The following is a 21,611-nucleotide window of genomic DNA, read 5'->3' on the forward strand; positions in this document are numbered from 1 at the left end:
AGTTATGAATATAGCAAGATATTCGCTGGATAACACGAAAGTGATTTATTTCTTTTTGGCTATTTTGTTGGTCGGGGGAGTGCTTTCCTTTGATTTGTTGGGCAAGAAGGAAGATTCGCCTTTCGTGATAAAGACGGCAGTTATTATAACGAAATACCCGGGGGCGACGCCTGCCGAGGTGGAACAATTAATCACGGAGCCTATCGAGCGGGAAATACAGTCGATGCGGCGGGTGAAGAAGATTAAATCGGATTCTTATTACGGGATGTCGAAGATTCAGATTGAATTGAATCCGGCAACCCCACCGGACGAGATGCCGCAGATGTGGGACGAGTTGCGGCGCAAGGTGTTGAATATTCAACCGGCTTTGCCGCAAGGGGCATCGACGATCAGCGTTTCGGACGATTTCGGTGACGTGTTTGGTATTTATTACGGGTTGACTGCCGCGGAAGGATTTTCTTATCACGATTTGAGGGAGTGGGGGCAGAAGTTGAAAACTCAACTGGTGTCGGTTGACGGGGTGCAGAAAGTCGCCTTGTACGGGGAGCAGACGGAAGTGGTAAACGTGTATATCACGATGTCGAAGTTGGCGAACTCGGGAGTGGATCTGAACTCGTTGATGCAGACGATCAAGTCGCAAAATTCATTGATAAACACGGGCGAGAAGCGCGCGGGGAATCTGGAATTGAAGATATTGGCGGACGGGACGTACAAGACATTGGATGATATCCGCAACCAGTTGATTGTGACACAAACGGGACAACAGGTGCGGTTGGGGGATATTACCACGATCGAGAAGGGATATCTCGATCCGCCGGGTAGCCTTATGCGGGTTAATGGAAAGCGGGCTATCGGGATTGGTGTTTCGACTGATCCGGAGCGGGATGTGGTGAAGACGGGGGATAAGGTGAAAGAACGTTTGAGCCAGTTGGAAGAGTTGATGCCCGTGGGAATAGAACTGGTGACGCTTTACCCGGAAAACGAGATCGCGCGGGAGGCGAATAACGGGTTCCTGTTGAATCTGGTGGAATCTGTCGTGATCGTGATTTTTATTATTTTGTTGGTGATGGGGTCCCGTGCCGGATTGTTGATCGGTTCCTCGTTGATCTTTTCTATCGGGGGCACGATGCTGATCATGCAGTTTATGGGTGTCGGGTTGAACCGGACGTCGTTGGCGGCATTTATTATCGCGATGGGTATGTTGGTGGACAACGCTATCGTGGTGACGGATAATGCCCAGATACTAATCAAGAAAGGGATGCGACGGCGGGACGCGTTGATACGGGGGGCTACTGTCCCGCAATGGGGATTGTTGGGTGCCACGTTGATTGCCATATTTTCATTCCTGCCTTTGTATTTGGCTCCTTCTTCGGTGGCGGAGATGGTGAAGCCGTTGTTTATCGTGTTGGCGATATCCCTGTCCTTGAGTTGGATTCTGGCATTGACGCAGACGACGGTTTTCGGTAATTTTATTTTGAAAGAAAATTCCGGGGGCGAGGGGAAAGACCCGTATGACACGAAGTTTTATAACAGGTTCGTGTCCGTGTTGCGGGGCTTGATTCGTTACAAGGTGGTGACGATCGTGTCGGTTGTCTGTTTGTTTCTGGCTTCGATGTATATCATGGGGGTGATGCCGCAGAATTTCTTCCCGAGTATGGATAAACCTTATTTCCGAGCGGATTGTTTCCTGCCGGAAGGTTTCAGTATCCGGGAGTCCGAGAAGATGATGTCGGATATCGAATCTTACTTGATGAAGCAGGAGGAAGTGACGAATGTTTCCGTGACGATCGGGGGGTCGCCGTTGCGGTATTATCTGGCAAGTACTTCTTTCGGTCCGAAAGCGAATTTCGGCAACTTGTTGATCGAGGTGGAGAAAAAAGAGCAATCCCCGGTGGTTGAAGCGCGGTTGAATACTTACGTGCGGGAGAATTACCCGGATATGCTGATCCGTTCCTCGTTGTTCAAGTTGTCGCCGGCGGTGGAAGCGGCTATCGAGATAGGGTTTATCGGGGAGAATATAGATACACTGGCAGCATTGACGGAGCGGGCAATGGGCATGATGCGGGAATGTGACATGGTGACGGATGTACGCGGTAGCTGGGGTAATAAAGTGCCCGTGTGGGAGCCTGCCTATTCGCAGGAACGGGGACAACGTTTGGGTATTACCCGTCAATCCGTGGCTTATGCTTTGAAAATAGCGACGAACGGGTTGGCTCTCGGTGATTTCCGCGAGAAGGATTTGTTTATGCCTATCCTGTTGAAAGAGGACGGGTTCGATAGCAAGAATCTGGATAACATGAAGACCTTGCCCGTGTTTGCCACGCGGGGGTTCACGGTCCCTTTGGCACAAGTCGTGGATAGTTTTGCCTATAATTATCATTATAACGTGATTAAACGGTATAATCGCGACCGGGTGATGATGGCACAATGTGATCCGAAACGGGGAGTTAACGCGAAAGCCGCTTCCGCACAGGTATGGGATAAGGTGAAGAAGATGGATTTGCCGGAAGGGTACACGATGAAGATATTCGGGGAGGACGAGAGTCAGGCGGAATCCAACGAGGCGTTGGCAGCCAATATGCCGTTGACGTTTATACTGATGTTTATCGTGTTGCTGTTGCTTTTCAGGACTTACCGGAAACCGACGATTATTTTGTTGATGGTGCCGTTGATTTTTATCGGTGTCGTGTTCGGGCTTCTGGTGATGGGCAAGATGTTTGACTTCTTCGCTTTGCTGGGAGTGTTGGGATTGGTCGGAATGAATATCAAGAATGCGATTGTGCTGGTCGATCAGATCGGTATAGAGCAGGAGAACGGGTTGGCTCCGCTGGATGCGGTATTGCAAGCCACGAAGTCGAGAATCGTTCCGGTGGCAATGGCATCGGGGACAACGATATTGGGTATGTTGCCTTTGTTGTTTGACGCTATGTTCGGGGGAATGGCGGCTTGTATCATGGGCGGTTTGCTCGTGGCGAGTTTGTTGACGATTGTCGTTCTTCCGGTGACGTATTGTTTGATATTTAGAATTAAAGCCGATTAATTTTAGATTTGGTGATTTTAGATTGAATAAATTCTGTGATTTATTGATTGCCGATTCTGTGATTCCTCGATCACTAAATCATTCAATCGGAAATTTCTGAATTTATCCATTTTCAATTTTCAACTTTCAATTTTCAATTGTTATGAAGAGAGTTTTTATTACGATAGGAGTTTTGCTGGTATTGGCAGGTGCGGTGACGGGACAGACGTTGACCGTGGAGCAATACCGGGCGAAGGTGTTGGAGTATAATCAGGATATAAAACAGGCGAAGGAGGCGGTGAATGCTGCCATGTTTGCTTTGAAAGGGATTAAGACGGGATTCTTTCCCAAGTTGCAGGTCGGGGGGAATTATTCGTACCAGATCGAAGACGTGGAGTTTATGCAGGGGGTGAATATGAAGCACGATAATTACACGGCGGAGGCTACGCTCTCGCAAAATGTGTATGCCGGAAGTGCAGTTCGGAAGCAGAAGGACGCGGCGGTTTTGCAGGAAGCGATAGCTCGTTTGGGCGAGGATTTGACCACGGATAATATTGTCTATGCTGCCGACGTGAATTACTGGACGGTGGCGGCGAACGAGAGCCAGTTTTATATAGCCCAAGAATTTGTGTTGATCGTGAACGAGTTGGACGGTATCGTGCAGAAGCGTTTTGACGAGGGGGCAATCAGTAAGACGGACTTGTTGATGGTGAAAACCCGTTTGAAGGAAGCCGAATTGCAATTGTCCACGGCGACGATGAATTACCGGATGGCGATGCAATCTTTGAAAATCATGATGGGTACGCCGTTGGAGGAAAACGTGGTGCTTGTGGATTCTATCCAGAAGCCCGTGATTGTGCCTGCCTTACAACCGTTGGATGTCGCTTTGCAGCGTCGGGCGGATTACCAGATCGCGACACAGAATCTGACTTTGGCACAGCAGCAGACGAAAATCATTCGTTCAAAATATTTACCTCAGTTTGCCGTGGGGCTGAAAGAATCGTGGGGAACCCCCTTGATTAACGTGGACGGGAAAGAGAAATTCGCAACAACGGCTTTTGCCAAATTGAGTATGCCTGTCTTTAATTGGGGTGAAAAGCGTCAATATGTTCGTCAAAACAAAGCCATGGAAACGAGCAAGGAATTGGAGATAAGTAAGATGCAGGATCAGGTGAAGCAGGAGTTGGCTAATGCGTGGGTGAAGCTCAACGAAACGTGGAAACGAGTGGAAATTGCCAATTCCACCCTGGAAATAGCCAAGGAGAATCTGAAATTGAACACGTTCAGTTATAACGAGGGGAAATTGCCGATATTGGATGTACTTTCTTCTCAAGCCACGTGGTTGCAGGCGTACACGAGTGTGGTCGCGGCAAATTACCAGTATAAGGTGGCTTATGCGGAGTACGTGAAGATATTGGGAGGGTATTGATTTATGATTTATGATTTACGATTTTGGATTTTAGATTTATGATTTGGTGATTCGGGGATTATTGATTTTGCGGACTTAAGGAATTGGGGCGTGTTTTGGCACGCCTCGATTCGTTTTGTAAAAATGTATAATAAGCGGGTAAATTTTCAAGCTTTTACGGGTATTTCTTCCAATAAATTGTATTTTTGCAGACTAATGGATATTAGTATTTAAAAGATTAGAGCGATATGACGATAGAGAAGATGCTTACTCAGCAAGTGCTGGAAGCCGTAAAGGCTTGTTACGGGGTTGAATTAACAGAAAAGGACGTTCAATTGCAGGAAACCCGCAAGGAGTTTGCCGGAGATTTGACGGTTGTTGTTTTTCCGTTTACCCGATATTCCAGAAAGTCGCCGGAAGAGACGGCGAAAGAGTTGGGAGAGTATTTGAAACAAAATATTGAAGAGGTGGAAACCTACAACGTGATCAAGGGATTTCTGAACGTGGTGATTTCCGCCGCTTATTGGATTGAGGTGTTGAACGAGGTGGCACGGGAAGAGAAGTACGGGTACGCGAAAGAACCGAGCGGGAAAACGTACATGATAGAGTATTCTTCACCGAACACGAACAAGCCGTTACATCTCGGGCATATCCGTAATAATTTCTTGGGTTGGTCGGTATCGGAGATACAGAAAGCGAACGGGCATCATGTGATTATGGTGAATCTGGTGAACGACCGCGGTATCCATATCTGCAAGAGTATGATTGCTTGGGAGAAGTTCGCCAATGGTGCTACTCCGGAAAGCACGGGAACGAAAGGCGACCATTTCGTGGGGGATTATTACGTGCGTTTTGATAAAGAATATAAAGCCCAGACGAAGGAGTTGATGGAGAAGGGCATGACGGAGGAAGAGGCAAAGAAGCAAGCCCCGATATTGCTGGAAGCGCAGGAGATGTTGCGTAAATGGGAAGCCGGGGACGAGAAAACGGTTGCCTTGTGGCGGAAGATGAATGACTGGGTGCTGAAAGGATTCGAGGAAACTTACAAGATGATGGGTATCACGTTCGATAAGGTGTATTTTGAATCGGAGACCTACAAGAAAGGGCGTGATCTCGTGTTGAAAGGGCTTGCCGACGGCGTGCTTTACCGGAAGGACACGGGTAGCGTGTGGGCGGACTTGACGGGTGACGGGTTGGACCATAAACTGTTGTTGCGTGACGACGGGACTTCCGTGTACATGACTCAAGATATCGGTACGGCTTACGACCGCTTCAACGAGTTTAACATGGACCAAGAGATATACGTGGTGGGTAACGAGCAGAACTATCATTTTCAAGTGTTATCGTTGGTTTGCAAGAAACTCGGTTTCGATTGGGCGGATAAGATTAAGCATCTCTCTTACGGTATGGTGGAACTGCCGGAAGGTAAGATGAAATCACGAGAGGGAACGGTGGTGGATGCCGATGACCTGATTGCCGAAATGATTCACACGGCACGGACGACTTCCGAGGAACTGGGAAAATTGGACGGCTACTCGGAAGAGGAGGCGGAAGACGTGTACCGTAAAGTGGCTCTCGGGGCGTTGAAATATTTTATCTTGAAAGTAGACCCGAAAAAGACCATGATGTTTAACCCGAAGGAATCTATCGATTTTAACGGGAACACGGGACCTTTTATCCAATATACTTATACGCGTATCCGGTCGGTGTTGCGCAAGGCGGAGGAAGCCGGAATACAAATCGTGCCGGGTGATATACATACCGGGTTGACGGAGAAGGAACAGAACTTGATTCGGTTTATCGCCAAGTTGCCCGCCGTGGTGAAAGAGGCGGGAGATAATTACAGTCCGGCTTTGCTTGGAAATTACGCTTACGATTTGGCGAAAGAATTTAATCAGTTCTACCACGATTATTCTATACTGAAAGAAGAGAACGAGCAGGTGCGGAACTTGCGTTTGTTGTTGGCTCAGCAGTGTAGCGTGGCTATCCGTAGCGCGATGGGAATGTTGGGGATTGAGATGCCGGAGAGGATGTAGACGGATTTTAGATTTACGATTTATGATTTAAGATTTACGATTTAAGATAATGGAGAAAATTGAGCCTAAAGATATAAACGAGAATGTAATCCGGTTAATCGGGGACGAGTGGATGCTGGTAACGGCAGGTGACCGGGAGAAGTTCAATATGATGACGGCGAGTTGGGGAAGCATGGGCTTTCTTTGGAATAAACCGGTGGTGATGGTGTTCGTGCGACCGCAGCGGTACACGTTCGAGTTCTCGGAGAAACGCGATACATTCACGTTGTCGTTCTTTGACGAGAGGTATCGTCGGGCATTGAACGTGTGCGGTTCTGTTTCCGGTCGGGACACGGATAAGGTGAAGGAAAGCGGGTTGACACCTTATTTCACGGAAGCGGGGAATCCTGCTTTCGAGGAAGCATCTCTCGTGTTGGAGTGCCGGAAGTTGTATGCCGATTTCTTGAAGGAAGAGGCTTTCACGGAACGGAAGATTGTGGATGCCCAATACGGGCAAAAGGATTTCCACAAGATGTACGTGGCTGAAATTATTAATGCTTGGGTGAGGAAATAACGAATGGATTTATGTACATATCATAGTCATTGCACCTTTTGTGACGGTAAGGCTCCGGCGGAAGAGTTCGTGAAAGCGGCCATCGAAGCCGGGTTTCATAGTTATGGGGTATCTTCACATTCCCCGCTTCCGTTCGACACCCGGTGGTCGTTGAGCAAAGGAGATGTTGAGGCGTATTTGCGGGAAATGGAACGCTTGAAGAAACAATATGCCGGGCAAATCGAGTTGTACGTGGGGTTGGAGATTGATTACCTGAATGACGGCTGGGGACCCGCGAATGATTATTTCCAGCGGATGCCGTTGGATTACCGTATCGGTTCCGTGCATTTAGTGACGAATGGGGAAACCGGTGAGATGATGGATATGGACGGTAGTTTCGATGATTTCCGGGAGAATTTCCGGAACGTCTATCACGATGACCTGAAACATCTCGTGCGGGATTATTTTCGTTCTTCAGCCCGTATGGTTGAACTGGGAGGTTTTGATTTCGTGGCGCACTTGGATAAGATTTCCATGAACGGTTCGTTGGTGGAGCCGATGCTCACGGAACAGGCGTGGTATAATGAATTGTTGAGGGAGTATTTGCAACTGATAGCCGAGAAAGGCGTTATGGTGGAAGTGAACACGAAAGCGTACACGAAAAAGGGATTGATGTTCCCGAATGTAAAATATTTCAAGTGGTTGAAGGAGTTGAATATTCCCGTGATGGTAAATTCGGATGCCCATTTGCCTCAATTGGTGAATGATAACCGGGAATTGGCATTCCGCTTGTTGCGGGATGCGGGAGTAAAGAGTACCATGCGCTTGCATCGCGGGGTATGGGAGGAAGTACCTATGTCGGAAATTAAAAATTGAAAGATGAATAAATGTCTGGTCATTTTAGGTTGTTTTTTGACCTTTGTGTTGTGTGGTTGTTCCGGGGAAGTAGAGGACGATTTGATTGACGTGCTGGCTAACGAGAAACAAGCCATTCATGATTATCTGAATCAGCACGCTACCGGGGAGGTGCTGGCAATCCCTTATTACAGTCGTAAAGGGATGTTGATTGATTCTATTTTTATTTTTAATCATAGTAGCAACGGTGACGTGGCTAAGGATTCCGGATGGGTGGTGATGGATTATGACATGTATGATCTGAATGATAAGGTATGGGATACCACGGATCCGGAAAAATGGAGTGAAGAGTTTACGCCGGGATATGCTTACGGCGGACCTGTGCTGCATCGGGTGGATACGGCGAGATATAATTTTTTAGGGGAGGCATTTCGGCATATCGGAGTGGGTGATGCCGGGGGTGAGGTGATTATCCCGTCGGTCTTGGGTGCGGTAGACGGGAGAACTTTGCGTTACAAGTTGACTTCTTATAATGTTTTCGATGATATTGCGGAGCATGAAAAAGAGTTGATGGATGCTTATATGGCTCCGTTTTCATCCGCCGACACTTTGCATGTTCTCCCGGGAGAGGTAAAATCGGATACGATTACCTATATTATATTTCTGGAAAGAGAGGGGGATACCCGGAAGTTGCAAACCGGGGATTCGGTTCTGCTGAATATGGTTTATGGGATACTGGATGAAAAAGGATTAAGTACTCGGACATTTAGGGCAATAAGGGAGGATACAACAAAGATATTGTTTAATGAACGGTGGCAAAGAGATATTCCCTCCGGGTTGACTAAAGGGTTGCAGCGATTGCAGCAAGGTGATTCGGCTCATATTCTTATCCCTTACGGGATGGCATACGGAGCAGCCGGGAGAACGCAGAGCGTACAAGGTGGTGGGAAGTATTATTTGGAACCTCCTTATTGTACATTGTGGTGTTGGGTAAGGATAAAGGAGATATTCCCGCAAAATCAAGAAGAGTAGTATTTTTATAACAGCTAAATAAAAACGGAAAATGAAAAGAAATTATTGGATGATGATGCTTTGTCTGTTAGCAGGCGGTATTGCAGGTTGCTCGGATGATGACAATGGGCCGAGTTGGAAAGAGCTTTTTGATAAGGAGCAAGCCCTTATAAGGGAATTTATGAAAGATAAGAGTCCGAAGGATTCTGTTGTGTTTGATGTGGAATTCAAGAAGAAAAAGTTTCAAGATGTAGCTTATGTGTTTAATTACAGTACGGATAATAGCAAGGAGAAACCTAAAGACGGGCAATTTATTCTAGTGAATTATACTGATAGGACTTTAACTGGGAGTATCTTGGATGATACCAGATTATCGACTATTGGAGGAGAAAAAATTGAATATCCCCAATATCCGACGGGAGGACCCGTTTACGAGCAAGTTATATCGGATGAAGAAGTTTATTCTCGCTTTTTCAAATATTTCTCGGAGGGAACTTCTGGCTCTATTATTTTGTCGAGTTTGCTTAATGTTTCTTCGACTTACTTGTATCGCGAGTATAAGGTAGAGAAAATTATTGAGGGTAGTTTGTTGGAGTACGAGAAAGAGTTGATGCAAGGTTTCTTGACCGCACGAGATTTTCAAGGTGATATTATAAATGTACCGGAAACAGGAAATGATACGATTATCCAGATAGCAAAATGGGGAGAACCGGGGAGTGAGGCGATTTTAGTCACGGATAGTATTACCGTACATTGTAATGGGTATATATTGGATGAGTTCAGTAATAATTTTGATGAAGGGAAACTTCGTGCAGTCTTGAAAATGGACGAGGGAAAGGAAGAAACATGGAAAGTTTCTGATTTGATAGAAGGATTGAAAGTTGGTTTAACTAAAATGAACGTGGGAGAGCAAGCGTATATTCTTATACCTTCCGGCAGGGCATACGGGAAAGGAATTTTAAACTATAACTATCAATATGTCATGCCGCCTTATGCAACTCTCGTGTACAAGATTAAGATTTCTGCTAGAAAACCTAATGCCAAGTAGCGATTAGTTTATGAATATTTGTCTGGAAAGCACCTTGGAGCTTGCCGTGGCTTGGGCGAGAGAAGTGGGGGAAGTGCAACGTTCTAATTTCAGGAGTGGTCATTTGGATATAGAGACGAAATCGACCGTACATGATGTGGTGACGAAAGTGGATAAGCTAAGTGAATCCATGTTGCTGGAGCGTATCGGGAAGCATTTCCCGGAGCATAGTGTATTGGGAGAGGAGAGCGGTGAGCATGACTTGCATAGTGATTATCTGTGGGTGATTGATCCTTTGGACGGAACGAATAATTATAGCCAAGGACTGCTCGTCTACACCGTTTCTATCGGCTTGCAATACAAGGGTGAAACGGTATTAGGTGTCGTTTATGCTCCTTATACGGATGAGTTGTACACGGCTGTTCGGGGTAAAGGTGCTTTTCTGAACGGTAAACAGATTCATGTAGCTACTAAGACGGATTTGAATCAGAGTGTGTTAGCTACCGGGTTCCCGTATGATAAAGGGATAAATCCCGTTAATAATATTGATAATTTGAGCCGTATATTGCCGCATTTGCGAGGTATCCGGCGTATGGGTTCTGCCGCTTACGACCTTTGTAACGTGGCTGCCGGATTCTTGGACGGTTACTGGGAGCTCGGTCTGAAACTTTGGGATGTATGTGCCGGGGTTCTGATCGTACAGGAAGCCGGAGGAGTGGTAGAGCATTTCCGATATGATCGGGGAATAGCGATTATGACAGCGAATCCCAAGCTATTGGAAAAGATAAAAGATTATATACGATGAATGGGCTGTATAGCCCATTTTTTGTATCCAGATTTTATGATACAATTATCTCAAGCGATTTAATTTTTTCCCGGATAAGATAGAAAGTCTTTTTTTATTGTATAACTTTGCAACAAAGGAGTATTCTTTTATGGGAATAGATGTAACGCAAATCTTACATGGGGTGAATGATAAGAACGAGAAAGCATGGAAAAGTGTTTTCACGTATTATTATGCCGCGTTATGTTCTTATGCGGATCGAATTATTCGGGATGCTGTTGTGGCGGAGGATTTGGTGCAGGAGGTTTTGATGAATGTCTGGAAAAGTGAGCGTAAATTCCCTCAAGTAAATGATCTTACCTATTATCTTTATCGGTCGACTTACAATCAGGCAATGATGCATTTGCGCCGGGAGAAATTCCAAGAACGTTACGTGCAACAGGTCTTGCAGGAAGAAAGCGATTTCACGGATGAAGAATTTGCGGAAACGGTTCGGGAAGAGCTGGTACGGCAGCTTTATTTTTATATAGATGAACTTCCCGAGGAAAGAAGAAAAATAATCTTATTGAGTATAAAAGGATATTCCGGCAATCAAATTGCCGAAGAATTGGGTATTTCCATTAACACTATAAAGACTCAAAAGAATCGCGGATTCAAGTATTTACGGGAGAAGATGAAAGATTCCGCTCATTTGTTCTGGTTGACCGTATTCCTTTCTTGATAAAGAAATCATTTTTTTGAAAAATAATTCTCGTTTTTGTCACACCAAATGAAATGTCGTGCATTTTATGAGTGTAATTAGGAAATAAGATGAAAAGAGATTTAAATAAGATTGTGGCATTAATGCGTAAAGCGTATTCCGATATATTGCAGGATGAGGAACAGAAAGAGTTCGGGCAATTGATGGAGGATAAGGCTTTGCACGATGTCTATTCCGATGTGGAGGATGATGTTTATCTGGAAAAGCATTTTGCCCGTTACGAGCGTTTTTCTCCTGAAAAGGCCTACGAGATTTTCAAGAAACAGCAACAGAAAAACAAGATAAGGATTATCTTGCGGCGGGTGGCTGTAGCGGCTTGTTTTATTTTACCGTTGTTGGGTGCCGGGATGTGGATGATGTGGCAAGAAGAAAAACAAGAGCAGCCGGTGGTATTGGCAAAGCGGGAGAACGTGCAGTTGAAATTGTCGGACGGGCGTGTCGTGGACGTTTTGCAAGGAAACGAGATTCAGGAAAAAGGCGGTTCAACGATTCGGATGGAGGAAGGTTTGCTCTCGTACAAGCAAGATTCTGTTCATGGTGATGAATTAGTATATAATGAATTAAATGTACCGCTAGGGGGAGAGTGTAACGTGATTTTGGATGACGGGACGCGAGTGTGGGTGAATGCCGGGAGTAAAATAAAATATCCGGTTCGTTTCGCGAAAGAGAAGAGAGTGGTGTCCGTGAAAGGGGAAGTTTATTTCGATGTAACGAAAGACGGGCGTCCCTTTGTTGTGGAAACGGAATTGGGAAAAGTTAACGTGTTGGGAACTTCTTTCGGAGTGAGGGCATACAATGATGAAGCGGTGTTGACGACCTTGGTTTCCGGGAAAGTGATGTTCACGAGCAAGCAAGGCAAAAGCGTGACCCTATTGCCGAGAGAACAAGCAGTGGCTTCCCCGGGGGGAGCGTTGAGCAAGCGGGAAGTGAACGTGGAGGAGTATGTCGGGTGGAAAGACGGCTGGTATATCTTCAAGGAGGAACGCCTTGAAGATGTGATGTGTACCTTGTCGAGGTGGTATGGTATTACGATTTTCTACCAGAATCCCAAGGTGAAAGAGATTCGGTTCACGGGTAATCTGAAACGGTATGATTCTATCATAACTTTCTTGGAGGTGCTTGCCGCTTCGGAGGAGGTCAAATATAAAATAGATGGTGATGTAGTGTTCCTGTATGAATAAAAGAAAACACGGACAACAAATTTCCTAGGTCTGGAGTCCGTGCTCGATGTATTAATTTAAATACTTTACAAAGTTATGCAAAAAAACAAACGTTTTAGGTTTGGGGAGCTTTTTATGTACCAAAAAAAGATGTGGTGTATTATGAAATTAGCATGTATTCTAATTTTGGCGTTTAATTTGAGTGTTGCCGCTACTGCATTTTCGCAGAGTAAGGTGTCACTGGAGTTGAAAGATGCGACTATGGAAGAGTTTATTGCCGCGATGAAAGAGCAGACCGGCACACAGTTTTTGTATAACTCTTCTTTGTTGAAAGTAAGTGAGTTGATCACGGTAAACGTGAAAGACGAAGATTTTAGAGCGGTTCTGGATAAGGTGTTGTCGCCGTTGAGGTTGACTTACAACGTTGTTAATGATGTGGTTGTAATCAAACGTTTGCCTTATGTGGCTCCCGACAAAACGTGGAAGCTGAAAGGGAAGGTGACGGATCAAGCAGGAGAAGCCCTACCCGGTGTTACGGTTCGTTTGAAGGGAACTACTATCGGGATATCGACGGATATCGACGGGGCTTTTACCATGGAGATGAAGAAGGATGTCGATACGTTGGTGGTTTCTTTCATCGGTATGAAGACTCAATTCGTGCCGGTGAAGCGTGAGAAGACGGAGTACGTGATCAAGCTGGAAGAGGATGTACAGGAGATGGACGAGGTGGTAGTGGTTTCAACCGGTTATCAGGATATTGACCGTCGTCGTTTGACGAGTGCCGTGACCACTTTGAAGATGGATGATATTAAGGTGGCGGGTATTGCTTCGATAGACAAGATGCTGGAGGGACACGTGCCGGGTATGATTTTTATGCAGAACTCCGGTCAGGCGGGTGCTGCCGCCCGAGTCAGAATCCGCGGTACTTCCACTGTGTTGGGTAATCAGGAACCGTTGTGGGTGTTGGACGGGGTGGTATTGGCTGATCCGGTGAACGTGGATCCGTCACAGTTGAACGACTTGGACTTCGTGAACTTGTTGGGGAACGCCATTTCCGGTTTGAACCCCGATGATATCGAGCAGATCGACGTGTTGAAAGATGCTGCTGCCACGGCTATTTACGGTACACGTGCCGCTAACGGTGTAATCGTGATTACGACGAAAAAAGGTAAAGTGGGACCTTCCTCTGTTACGTATTCTATTTCAGGAACTTTGAACCGTCGTCCCTATTATTCCGATCGGGAAATCAATCTGATGAACTCTCAAGAGCGTATTGATGTATCGCGGGAGATGTTCCACCGGGGAATGGAGTTTAAGAATGTTTCCAACTGGGTTGGGTACGAGGCGGCATATCTTGATTATAAAGCGGGAATACTATCGTTTGACCAATTCCAAGAAAAGGCGAATTATTATGAGCGGGTGAATACGGATTGGTTTGATATTTTGTGTGAAAACAGTTTTTCCAATAAACACACGTTGAGCGTGACGGGTGGTTCTCCGAATATTCGTTACTATGCTTCTGTCGGTTACAATGACGAGCGTGGGGTAATCAAAAAGGAAAAGAATCAGACTTATACGGCTAATTTGAAATTGAACGGGAATTTTGAGAAAGTGGATTTCCAGTTCGGTATTATTGGGAACGTGAATGAACGTAGATATACTCCCACGAGTGTAACTCAATACGCGTATGAAATGAGTCGTGCCATACCGGCTTACAATCCGGACGGGTCACGGTGGTTTTATATGAGAGGGGCAACTCGTGAGCTTTCTTATCCTTTCAATATTGAAAATGAAATGGAAACTACCTACCAGACGATGAACACGCATTCCGTGACGTTTACAGGTAATTTAAAATATCGGCTTTTGCCTTATTTGAACGTGGAGGGAACAGCTTCTTACACTTTTGGACGCAATACACAGGAAACGGTGTACGAGGAAGATTCTTGGTATGTGGCAAAATTGCGTAAAAAGGGGAGTGATGATACATCTTCCGAATGTCCGCTAGGGGGAGAATTGAAGGAGAGTAGTACGGATAGCCGGAATTGGTTGGTGCGTTTGCAATTTAATTACAACCAGATGTTTAAGGATATCCATCAATTGAATGTTGCGTTGGGAGGGGAGATGTCTTCCAAACGGTATAATAGTTATGCGGCAACACACCGGGGATACTATCCGGAACGGGGGAAGACTTTTGCTTCCATAGATGGAACTTTCCTGTATAAATACATGAACTATCGGGATTGGATGGCCAAGAATAAACCGACGATTTCCGAAACGCTGACGAATTTGACTTCGGCTTATTTGGCGATTACCTACACGTATGATAATCGTTATACCTTAAATTTCAATACTCGTATGGATGGTTCTAACCAATTCGGTAGCCGGAGTAACGAGAAGTTGTTGCCCATTTGGTCTGTTTCCGGACGTTGGGATGTGAAAGAGGATTTGTTGAAAAATAGCAATGCCGTCAATCGCTTGGCTTTGAAATTCTCTTACGGTCACCAAGGGAATATGTTGGATAACCAAACTTCCAAGATGATTATCGAGAAGGGAGATTTGAATAGTTGGTATAACGAGTTTTCATCCACGATAAAGTATTATCCTAATCCGGATTTGAAGTGGGAGTTGACTTCTTCTTACAATATTGATTTGGAGTTCAGTTTGTGGAAGGATAAAATCAGCGGTTCTATCGGTTATTACTACAAGCACACGAAAGATGCTTTTTTGAGTAAGAGTGTATCGGAAATCAACGGGGTATCGAGTTACGTGGTGAACAAGGGAGAGATTTCCAATCAAGGAGTGGAAGTGAGTTTGAGTTTTACCCCAATCAATCAGACGGTGGATGCTTCCGGTAAGCGGGGCTTCGTGTGGCGTTTTGACCCGCAGATTGGTCAGGTGGTGAATAGTTTGATTAGTAAGGCCATCAATAATAAGGACCGGACAGTGCAGGATAAAATCAAATTCTCGGATTATTTGAGGGGATCGGTCGAATTGAAAGGCAAGCCGTTGCAGACTTTTTATTCCTATCGTTTCAAAGGTTTGAGTTCGGTGGACGGTCGCCCGATTTTCTATGGTACGGAGGAAGAACAAGCAGATGCGTTGTACGAGAAGTATTGCAATATGACGGACGAAGAGGTCTGGGATGCGGTATTGGTGGAATCGGGAACTCGTGTGCCCACGTTGCAGGGTGGTGTCAACAACTATTTCGGTTATCGCCAGTTCGGTCTTTCCATGAATTTCGCGTATAGTTTTGGAAATAAGGTGCGTTTGTTGAAATTGTGTGAAGAGAATAATATCACTCCTTATCCGGAACGGAATATGCGGAAAGAGTTTGTGAATCGTTGGCAGCGTCCGGGGGACGAGAACAAGACCAATATTCCGGGGGTGAAGGTTTCCGAGGTAGTGGATCTGCCGTGGTGGGGACAAAGCAAATACACCAGTGGTGGTAAGATGACTAGGTTTGCCGATAATGACATTTACGCTATGTATGACTTGTCGGATTTACGCGTGGTGAGCGGTAACTATTTGAAATTGCAATCCGTGACATTCCGTTACAATGTGCATGATAAATTCTGCAAAAAATTGGGAATCAATTCGGCTTACTTGAGCTTGACGGGAACCAACCTGTTCACGATCACCAATAAGAAATTGAAAGGGCAGGACGTGACTCAATCGGGAGCCGCTCCGACCATAAACATGTCTTTGCGCCCGAATTATTCGTTTACGTTAAATGTAACATTTTAAATGCAGTAGGATATGAAGAGTAGAATATTATATATTTGTCTGATGAGCTGCTTGCCGGTATTGTTTACCGCTTGCGGGGATTTCCTTGAGGAGAAGTCGCAGAATCTTGCCTACGTGGAGAAAGTGGCGGATTTGAACGAGTTGTTGATCGGTGAAGGATATTTAAGTGGAGGAAATTCAATAGATACCCTGAATGCCGCTAGTGTGAACAAGTGGGGTAGTATATGGAATATGAATGCGGTAACGGGTAAAATGCCTGTAAATAATTTCCCTTATATTCATTTGATGGATGATGATGCGACGGAATATTTGCTCTGTGAGAAAAGTATCGTGAACACGGAAAAGAATTATATTCGCATGAAAGCCGTTAATTTACATCATTGGCAACCGGATCCTTTTTATGATTCGGAAAATGCGGAGATTAATGATGGAAATTGGCAGAATATGTGGAAACGTATTGCTGCGATGAATTCTGTTATCTATCAGGTCAATGAAATGCGCGGTAGGGAAGATGATAAAGTGTTGTGTAATAAGGTTGAAGGAGAAGCTCGTTTTTTGCGTGCGCAGTACTATTTCTATATGGCGAATTTATACGGTAAGCCTTATCGGAAGGCATCTGCTTCTACTGATCCGTGTATTCCTTTGAAGACATCGGAAGAAATTGAAGATAAATATTTCAGTCGGGCAACGTGTGAGGAGGTATATCGTCAAGTTGTGAAAGATCTGGAACAAGCTACCGTGTTGCTTCGGGGAATAGAGCAAACGACTAAGTACCGGACAAATCAGACAGCCGCTTTCGCTTTGTTGAGCCGCGTACATCTTTTTATGGAGAATTACGAGGCTGCTATCGCGGCTGCCGATAGCGTTATCGGGAATCCGGATTATTATTTGCGGGATTTAAAGGCTTATCAGCGCGGTAGCGCCGTGTACGTGACTTCTCCCGAGGTGATTTTCACGCATGGACCGAATATCATGGCTGTGATTCATGCTCCGGTTGTGGTGTCTGGTAGTGGCGTGAATCAACAACGAATAAGTTCAGGTTACACGACTTCGGAAGATTTGTTGGCTTGTTATGGTGAGAATGATAATGATATGCGTTTGAAAGCGTTTTTCATCGAGCGTCCGGCACCCGGAAACGGTTGGCGATGCGTGAAAACTCAATTTAACGCGGAAGAGGTTTCCGATATCATGGCTATTCGCATGCCGGAGGTTTACTTGAACAAGGCGGAGGCATTGGCTTTGTTGGGGCGTGATGCAGAGGCTATCGAAGTATTGAATGAATTGAGAGAGAGACGTTTGAAAGTGGCGGGAGCGGTAACGGAAAACGGTGAAAGGTTGGTAAACTTTATCCGTGATGAGCGTAGACGGGAATTGTGTTTCGAGGGACACCGCTGGTTTGATTTGCGCCGTTATGCCGTGAATAGTGTGTATCCTTACGAGAAGGAGATTCGCCATATTTCTTACGATTTTCTGGAAGGAAGTGGTGTATACCGGGCGGGTACTTACGTGTTGAAGCCTTATTCTCAGGATGCTGCCGCTTATATGTTGCCTATCCCGAGATACGCTATCGAGTTTAACGAGGGTACGTTGACTAACGAGGTACGTCCTTCAAGAGAAGTAGTTGTAGAATAATAAAATTGTACGGAGATGAGAAAATATACATGGCTTATAGGTTTGTTTGTCTTGTTTGCATGGGCTTGCGGGGACAACGATGATGATTTTAAACCTTTCGGGGGCGAGCGCAATTGGCTTGTGGTGGAGGATAGCGATGACCCGATTGACGCTCAGCGGTATAGGATATTCCGGAATACAGGAGTTCCCGTATATTACAATGATACGATCGGTAGCGAAACGCGTTATACTTTGGCAACGGGAGAACCTTACACCTATTACGAGGTATTGCAGGTATTTTACAGCCCGGGTAGTGTGACTCCCGGTAAATTACAGGCAAACTATACTTTGGTGCGTGATCGGGATAGAGTGAAACCTGTTTTGGATTTTTTGGAAACCGATGCTTTGCCCCGGGTTCCGGAGTCGGTGTACCTGCCGAGTATTCTTTTGGTGGATTCATTGAAAACGCCCTCGGGAGATACGATTGCTTACAAGGGATTGAATACAATCGTGTTGAGTAAGGTGAAGGATTTCGATAAAGTGGATCAAAAGTTGTACCGGGGAGTTTTCCTTGCAACTTTGGTGGCAAATACGCTGGCCATTTCCGATGGCGAGTGGCTGGAAGATTATTTTTACGCGATTACTTATCGGGTAAATCCGACGAATAAAAGTTACATGTATTCAACCGGGGATAAGGTAGTGGGAACTGCCGTGTATAAGGCTTATGTCGGGCTTGATGTTCCGGCTGAAGAGCAAACGTTGGGTGGTTTGGGTTTTATCGGAACTTATCGGAAACCGAGTGGTTCGGCAGAAAGAATGTGGGAAGTACCGAGTAAAAGCCAAGACGTAAGGCAATATTGTATAGAGATATTCGCCAATACGGAAGCTGAATTTACGGCAAAACACGGTCAGTATCCGGTGGTGATGGAGAAATACGAGGTGATGAAGCAGAAATTGGAGAAATACGGTTTTACGTTCGAATAATCTTTGAGTTTATAGTTATAGAGTGTTTTTAGTTTATAAGGTTTATAGAGTGCGTGTAATAATGCACTTTATACTCCTTATGTCTTTCAAAAATATGAGGTTTGATTGTATATATGTTTGTAAATCAATATAATGTATGAAAAGTATGAGTATTAGTATGAGATTTTTAGCGTTGTTGCTCTGTCTTGTGATGGTGGGACAGGTATCGGAAGGTGCAGAGCGGAAAAAAGACAAGAAGAAAAAGGGGCAGCCTGTTGCTGCTGTCGACAGCACGAAGGTGAAACCCAAGGGCATTCCGGCTATCAAAGATTTTATCAAAGCCAATGCCGTGAAGCACGCGGGAATGTTCAACGTGTACGAGCAAGCAGACCGCTACTTCATGGAGATTCCAGACGAATTACTGGGACGGGATGTATTCGTGTTTGTTTCCTTGATTAAAGGCTCTGCCAAGGCACAGAGAAGCAATACTGACATGATGGGGTACGGTGGTGACGCCTTGTACAGCAAAGTTATCCGTTTTGAAAAAGGACCGAAAGACAGAATGTATCTGCACGAGCCTCGGTTCACTACCGTGATGCCGGATACCGCGAATGCTTTGTATGGGGCTATCGAGGCTTCCGATTTGATGCCGATAGTAAACGGGTTGGATATAAAGGCTAAATCGGAAAACTCTTCTTTGATTGATATCACGGATTTGTACAAGTCCGATCACTACTATTTCTCATTGAAAGGTGCTGCCGAGATGTTGAATTTGGGAGCTTATCAGGCAGACCAGTCATACACGACTACAATCAGCAGCTACCCGAATAACATCATATTCCGTTCCGTGCGGAGTTATGCCCCGGGGAAGGCACCCAAAGTGCGTCCGGGAATGCAGGCACCGAAAATGGATCCGACCACATGGGAAATGGCGGCTTCGTGGTATTTGTTGCCGGAGGAGCCGATGCGTCCCCGTTATTTCGATAACCGGGTAGGATATTTCGCTTATCCCATGATGGATTACGCGAAAAATCCGTTAAAGGCGGAAGTCATTGGAATGGTAAGCCGTTGGAGATTGGAGCCGAAACCGGAAGACATGAAAAAGTATGAGGCGGGAGAGCTGGTGGAACCGGCGAAACCAATCGTGTTCTATGTAGATTACAACACGCCGAAATATTTGCAACCTTACGTGATTGCTGCTGTAAATGAATGGCAACCTGTGTTCGAGAGAGTTGGTTTCAAAAATGCCATCGTGGGTAAAATGATGCCGCGTCCGGAGGAAGATTCTACCTTCTCGCCGGAAGACGCCCGTTATTCTATTATATCTTACAAGGCTTCCCCGATTCCGAATGCTTACGGTCCGCATGTTGCTGACCCTCGTTCCGGGGAGATTATCTGTTCACACGTGGGATTGTTCCACAATGTATTGAGTTTGGCTCAAACTTGGTATTTCGCTCAAACGGCAGGTGTGAACCCGTTGGCACGTAAGTTCCCGTATGACGAGGAATTGATGGGTACACTAGTGAAATACATTGTGGTTCATGAGATTGGGCATACGTTAGGATTGCGCCACAATTTTGCCGGTAGCTGGGTGTATTCTCTGGATGAGATTCGCGACCGGGAGTTCGTGAAGAAGCATGGGCATGGTTCTTCGGTGATGGACTATATGCGTTTCAATTATGCCGCGCAACCGGAAGATAATATCGATCCGGAGGATTTAATCCCGAGAATCGGTGAGTATGACGAATTTGCGATTGATTGGGGGTATCGCTATTTCCCGCGATTCAAAACGGTAAAAGAAGAGGAGAAATATTTGAAGGATTGGGTGACCGCACAACGGGAAGCCAACCCGAGATTGTTGTTCGGTACGGAAACAGACCGGGAAGACCCGCGCCTGCAATCGGAGGATTTGAGTGATAACACGATTCAAGCCAATATTCTTGGAATCAAGAATTTGAAATACATCATGAAACATATCGAGGAGTGGACTGCCGCTGCCGACGACGAGGATTACTCCGTGCTGAAAAGCCAGTATAAGGCGGTGGTGAGGCAATACGGAATGTTTATGATGCATGCCGTGAAATACATGGGCGGGCGTTACCAAGATGCAGCCTTGCGCTCCGAGAAATTGTACACCTACACTCCGGTGCCGAAGGAAACACAACAGGAGGCGATGAAGTTCTTGAAGGACTATTACTTCACGAATCAGGCTTGGTTGTTTGATAATCATGTCGGAACGGTGACTTCTGTCGGCGGGGATGTTTATAAAGAACGGTTGTTGCAATTTATGATTAGTTCTTTGCTTGCGCAAGGTCCTAATTTCTTGAAACACGAGGGATTGCTTGGCGATAAGGCTTATACCTTGAAAAATATGGCAGATGACTTGTATGATGCCGTTTGGAATGATTTATACGCTTCTAAATCTACCTTGGGAACTTTCGAGCGGATGAAACAGACGACTTATTTGACCATGATGTTCCAATTCTTGGATAAAGCCCCGTTGGAAAAACATCCGGAGCATATTGCGATTTTCGTTGCCCAATTGGATAAGATTTCCGCTCAGGCGAAGAAAAAATTGGCATCGGCGGGAGATGATTTGACGAAGAACCATTTGTCCGGAATCGTTCGGATGATTGATATGTGGTTGAAGGGTGAAAAAGATGCTTTGTTGAAATAAGTTGATGAATTTAAGAAAGAGTAC

Annotated in this window: 14 protein-coding genes; all 14 read left to right on the top strand. The window is 45.5% G+C overall.

The features are described from left to right. Window positions 1-4 precede the first annotated feature (4 nt). The 14 genes from ACK8P8_RS00225 (at window position 5) to ACK8P8_RS00290 (ending at window position 21,587) form a co-directional block, all read left to right on the top strand. Window positions 5-3,040, top strand: coding sequence for an efflux RND transporter permease subunit (locus tag ACK8P8_RS00225; RefSeq protein WP_369859902.1), 3,036 nt, complete (start codon window positions 5-7; stop codon window positions 3,038-3,040). Window positions 3,041-3,182: 142 nt separating this feature from the next. Continuing rightward, complete coding sequence (locus ACK8P8_RS00230) at window positions 3,183-4,448, top strand: TolC family protein (protein ID WP_369859903.1); 1,266 nt, start codon at window positions 3,183-3,185, stop codon at window positions 4,446-4,448. Window positions 4,449-4,675: 227 nt separating this feature from the next. Next, window positions 4,676-6,463 (top strand): arginine--tRNA ligase, encoded by a 1,788-nt coding sequence (argS, locus tag ACK8P8_RS00235; RefSeq protein ID WP_099293089.1) that lies wholly within the window; start codon window positions 4,676-4,678, stop codon window positions 6,461-6,463. Between the two features lie 49 nt (window positions 6,464-6,512). Next, window positions 6,513-7,016 carry a flavin reductase family protein gene (locus ACK8P8_RS00240; protein WP_369859904.1) on the top strand — a complete coding sequence of 168 codons (504 nt, stop codon included), beginning with the start codon at window positions 6,513-6,515 and terminating at the stop codon, window positions 7,014-7,016. Between the two features lie 3 nt (window positions 7,017-7,019). Further along, window positions 7,020-7,871 carry a histidinol-phosphatase gene (locus ACK8P8_RS00245; protein ID WP_369859905.1) on the top strand — a complete coding sequence of 284 codons (852 nt, stop codon included), beginning with the start codon at window positions 7,020-7,022 and terminating at the stop codon, window positions 7,869-7,871. Between the two features lie 3 nt (window positions 7,872-7,874). Continuing rightward, on the top strand, window positions 7,875-8,882 hold the full coding sequence (locus ACK8P8_RS00250; RefSeq protein WP_369859906.1) for an FKBP-type peptidyl-prolyl cis-trans isomerase: 1,008 nt from the start codon (window positions 7,875-7,877) through the stop codon (window positions 8,880-8,882). Between the two features lie 31 nt (window positions 8,883-8,913). Continuing rightward, window positions 8,914-9,909 (top strand): FKBP-type peptidyl-prolyl cis-trans isomerase, encoded by a 996-nt coding sequence (locus tag ACK8P8_RS00255; protein ID WP_410025397.1) that lies wholly within the window; start codon window positions 8,914-8,916, stop codon window positions 9,907-9,909. A 10-nt stretch (window positions 9,910-9,919) separates the two neighbouring features. Next, window positions 9,920-10,693: an inositol monophosphatase family protein gene (locus ACK8P8_RS00260; RefSeq protein WP_369859909.1), complete on the top strand. Its 774-nt coding sequence runs from the start codon at window positions 9,920-9,922 to the stop codon at window positions 10,691-10,693. A gap of 130 nt (window positions 10,694-10,823) precedes the next feature. Next, window positions 10,824-11,393, top strand: coding sequence for an RNA polymerase sigma factor (locus ACK8P8_RS00265; protein ID WP_186975790.1), 570 nt, complete (start codon window positions 10,824-10,826; stop codon window positions 11,391-11,393). Window positions 11,394-11,482: 89 nt separating this feature from the next. After that, window positions 11,483-12,613, top strand: a complete 1,131-nt coding sequence (locus ACK8P8_RS00270) for a FecR family protein (protein WP_369859910.1) — start codon at window positions 11,483-11,485, stop codon at window positions 12,611-12,613. 141 nt (window positions 12,614-12,754) lie between these two features. Next, the gene (locus ACK8P8_RS00275; RefSeq protein ID WP_369859911.1) at window positions 12,755-16,336 is read left to right on the top strand and encodes a SusC/RagA family TonB-linked outer membrane protein; all 3,582 of its coding nucleotides are present in this window, start codon (window positions 12,755-12,757) and stop codon (window positions 16,334-16,336) included. A gap of 12 nt (window positions 16,337-16,348) precedes the next feature. Continuing rightward, entirely contained in the window at window positions 16,349-17,968 is a 1,620-nt protein-coding gene (locus ACK8P8_RS00280; protein ID WP_369859912.1) for a RagB/SusD family nutrient uptake outer membrane protein, read from the top strand. A gap of 15 nt (window positions 17,969-17,983) precedes the next feature. Then, window positions 17,984-18,931, top strand: coding sequence for a hypothetical protein (locus ACK8P8_RS00285; RefSeq protein ID WP_369859913.1), 948 nt, complete (start codon window positions 17,984-17,986; stop codon window positions 18,929-18,931). A 136-nt stretch (window positions 18,932-19,067) separates the two neighbouring features. Then, window positions 19,068-21,587, top strand: coding sequence for a zinc-dependent metalloprotease (locus ACK8P8_RS00290; protein ID WP_369859914.1), 2,520 nt, complete (start codon window positions 19,068-19,070; stop codon window positions 21,585-21,587). Window positions 21,588-21,611: the final 24 nt, after the last annotated feature.

The organism is Butyricimonas muris, from assembly GCF_046365375.1.
Lineage (GTDB): Bacteria > Bacteroidota > Bacteroidia > Bacteroidales > Marinifilaceae > Butyricimonas > Butyricimonas muris.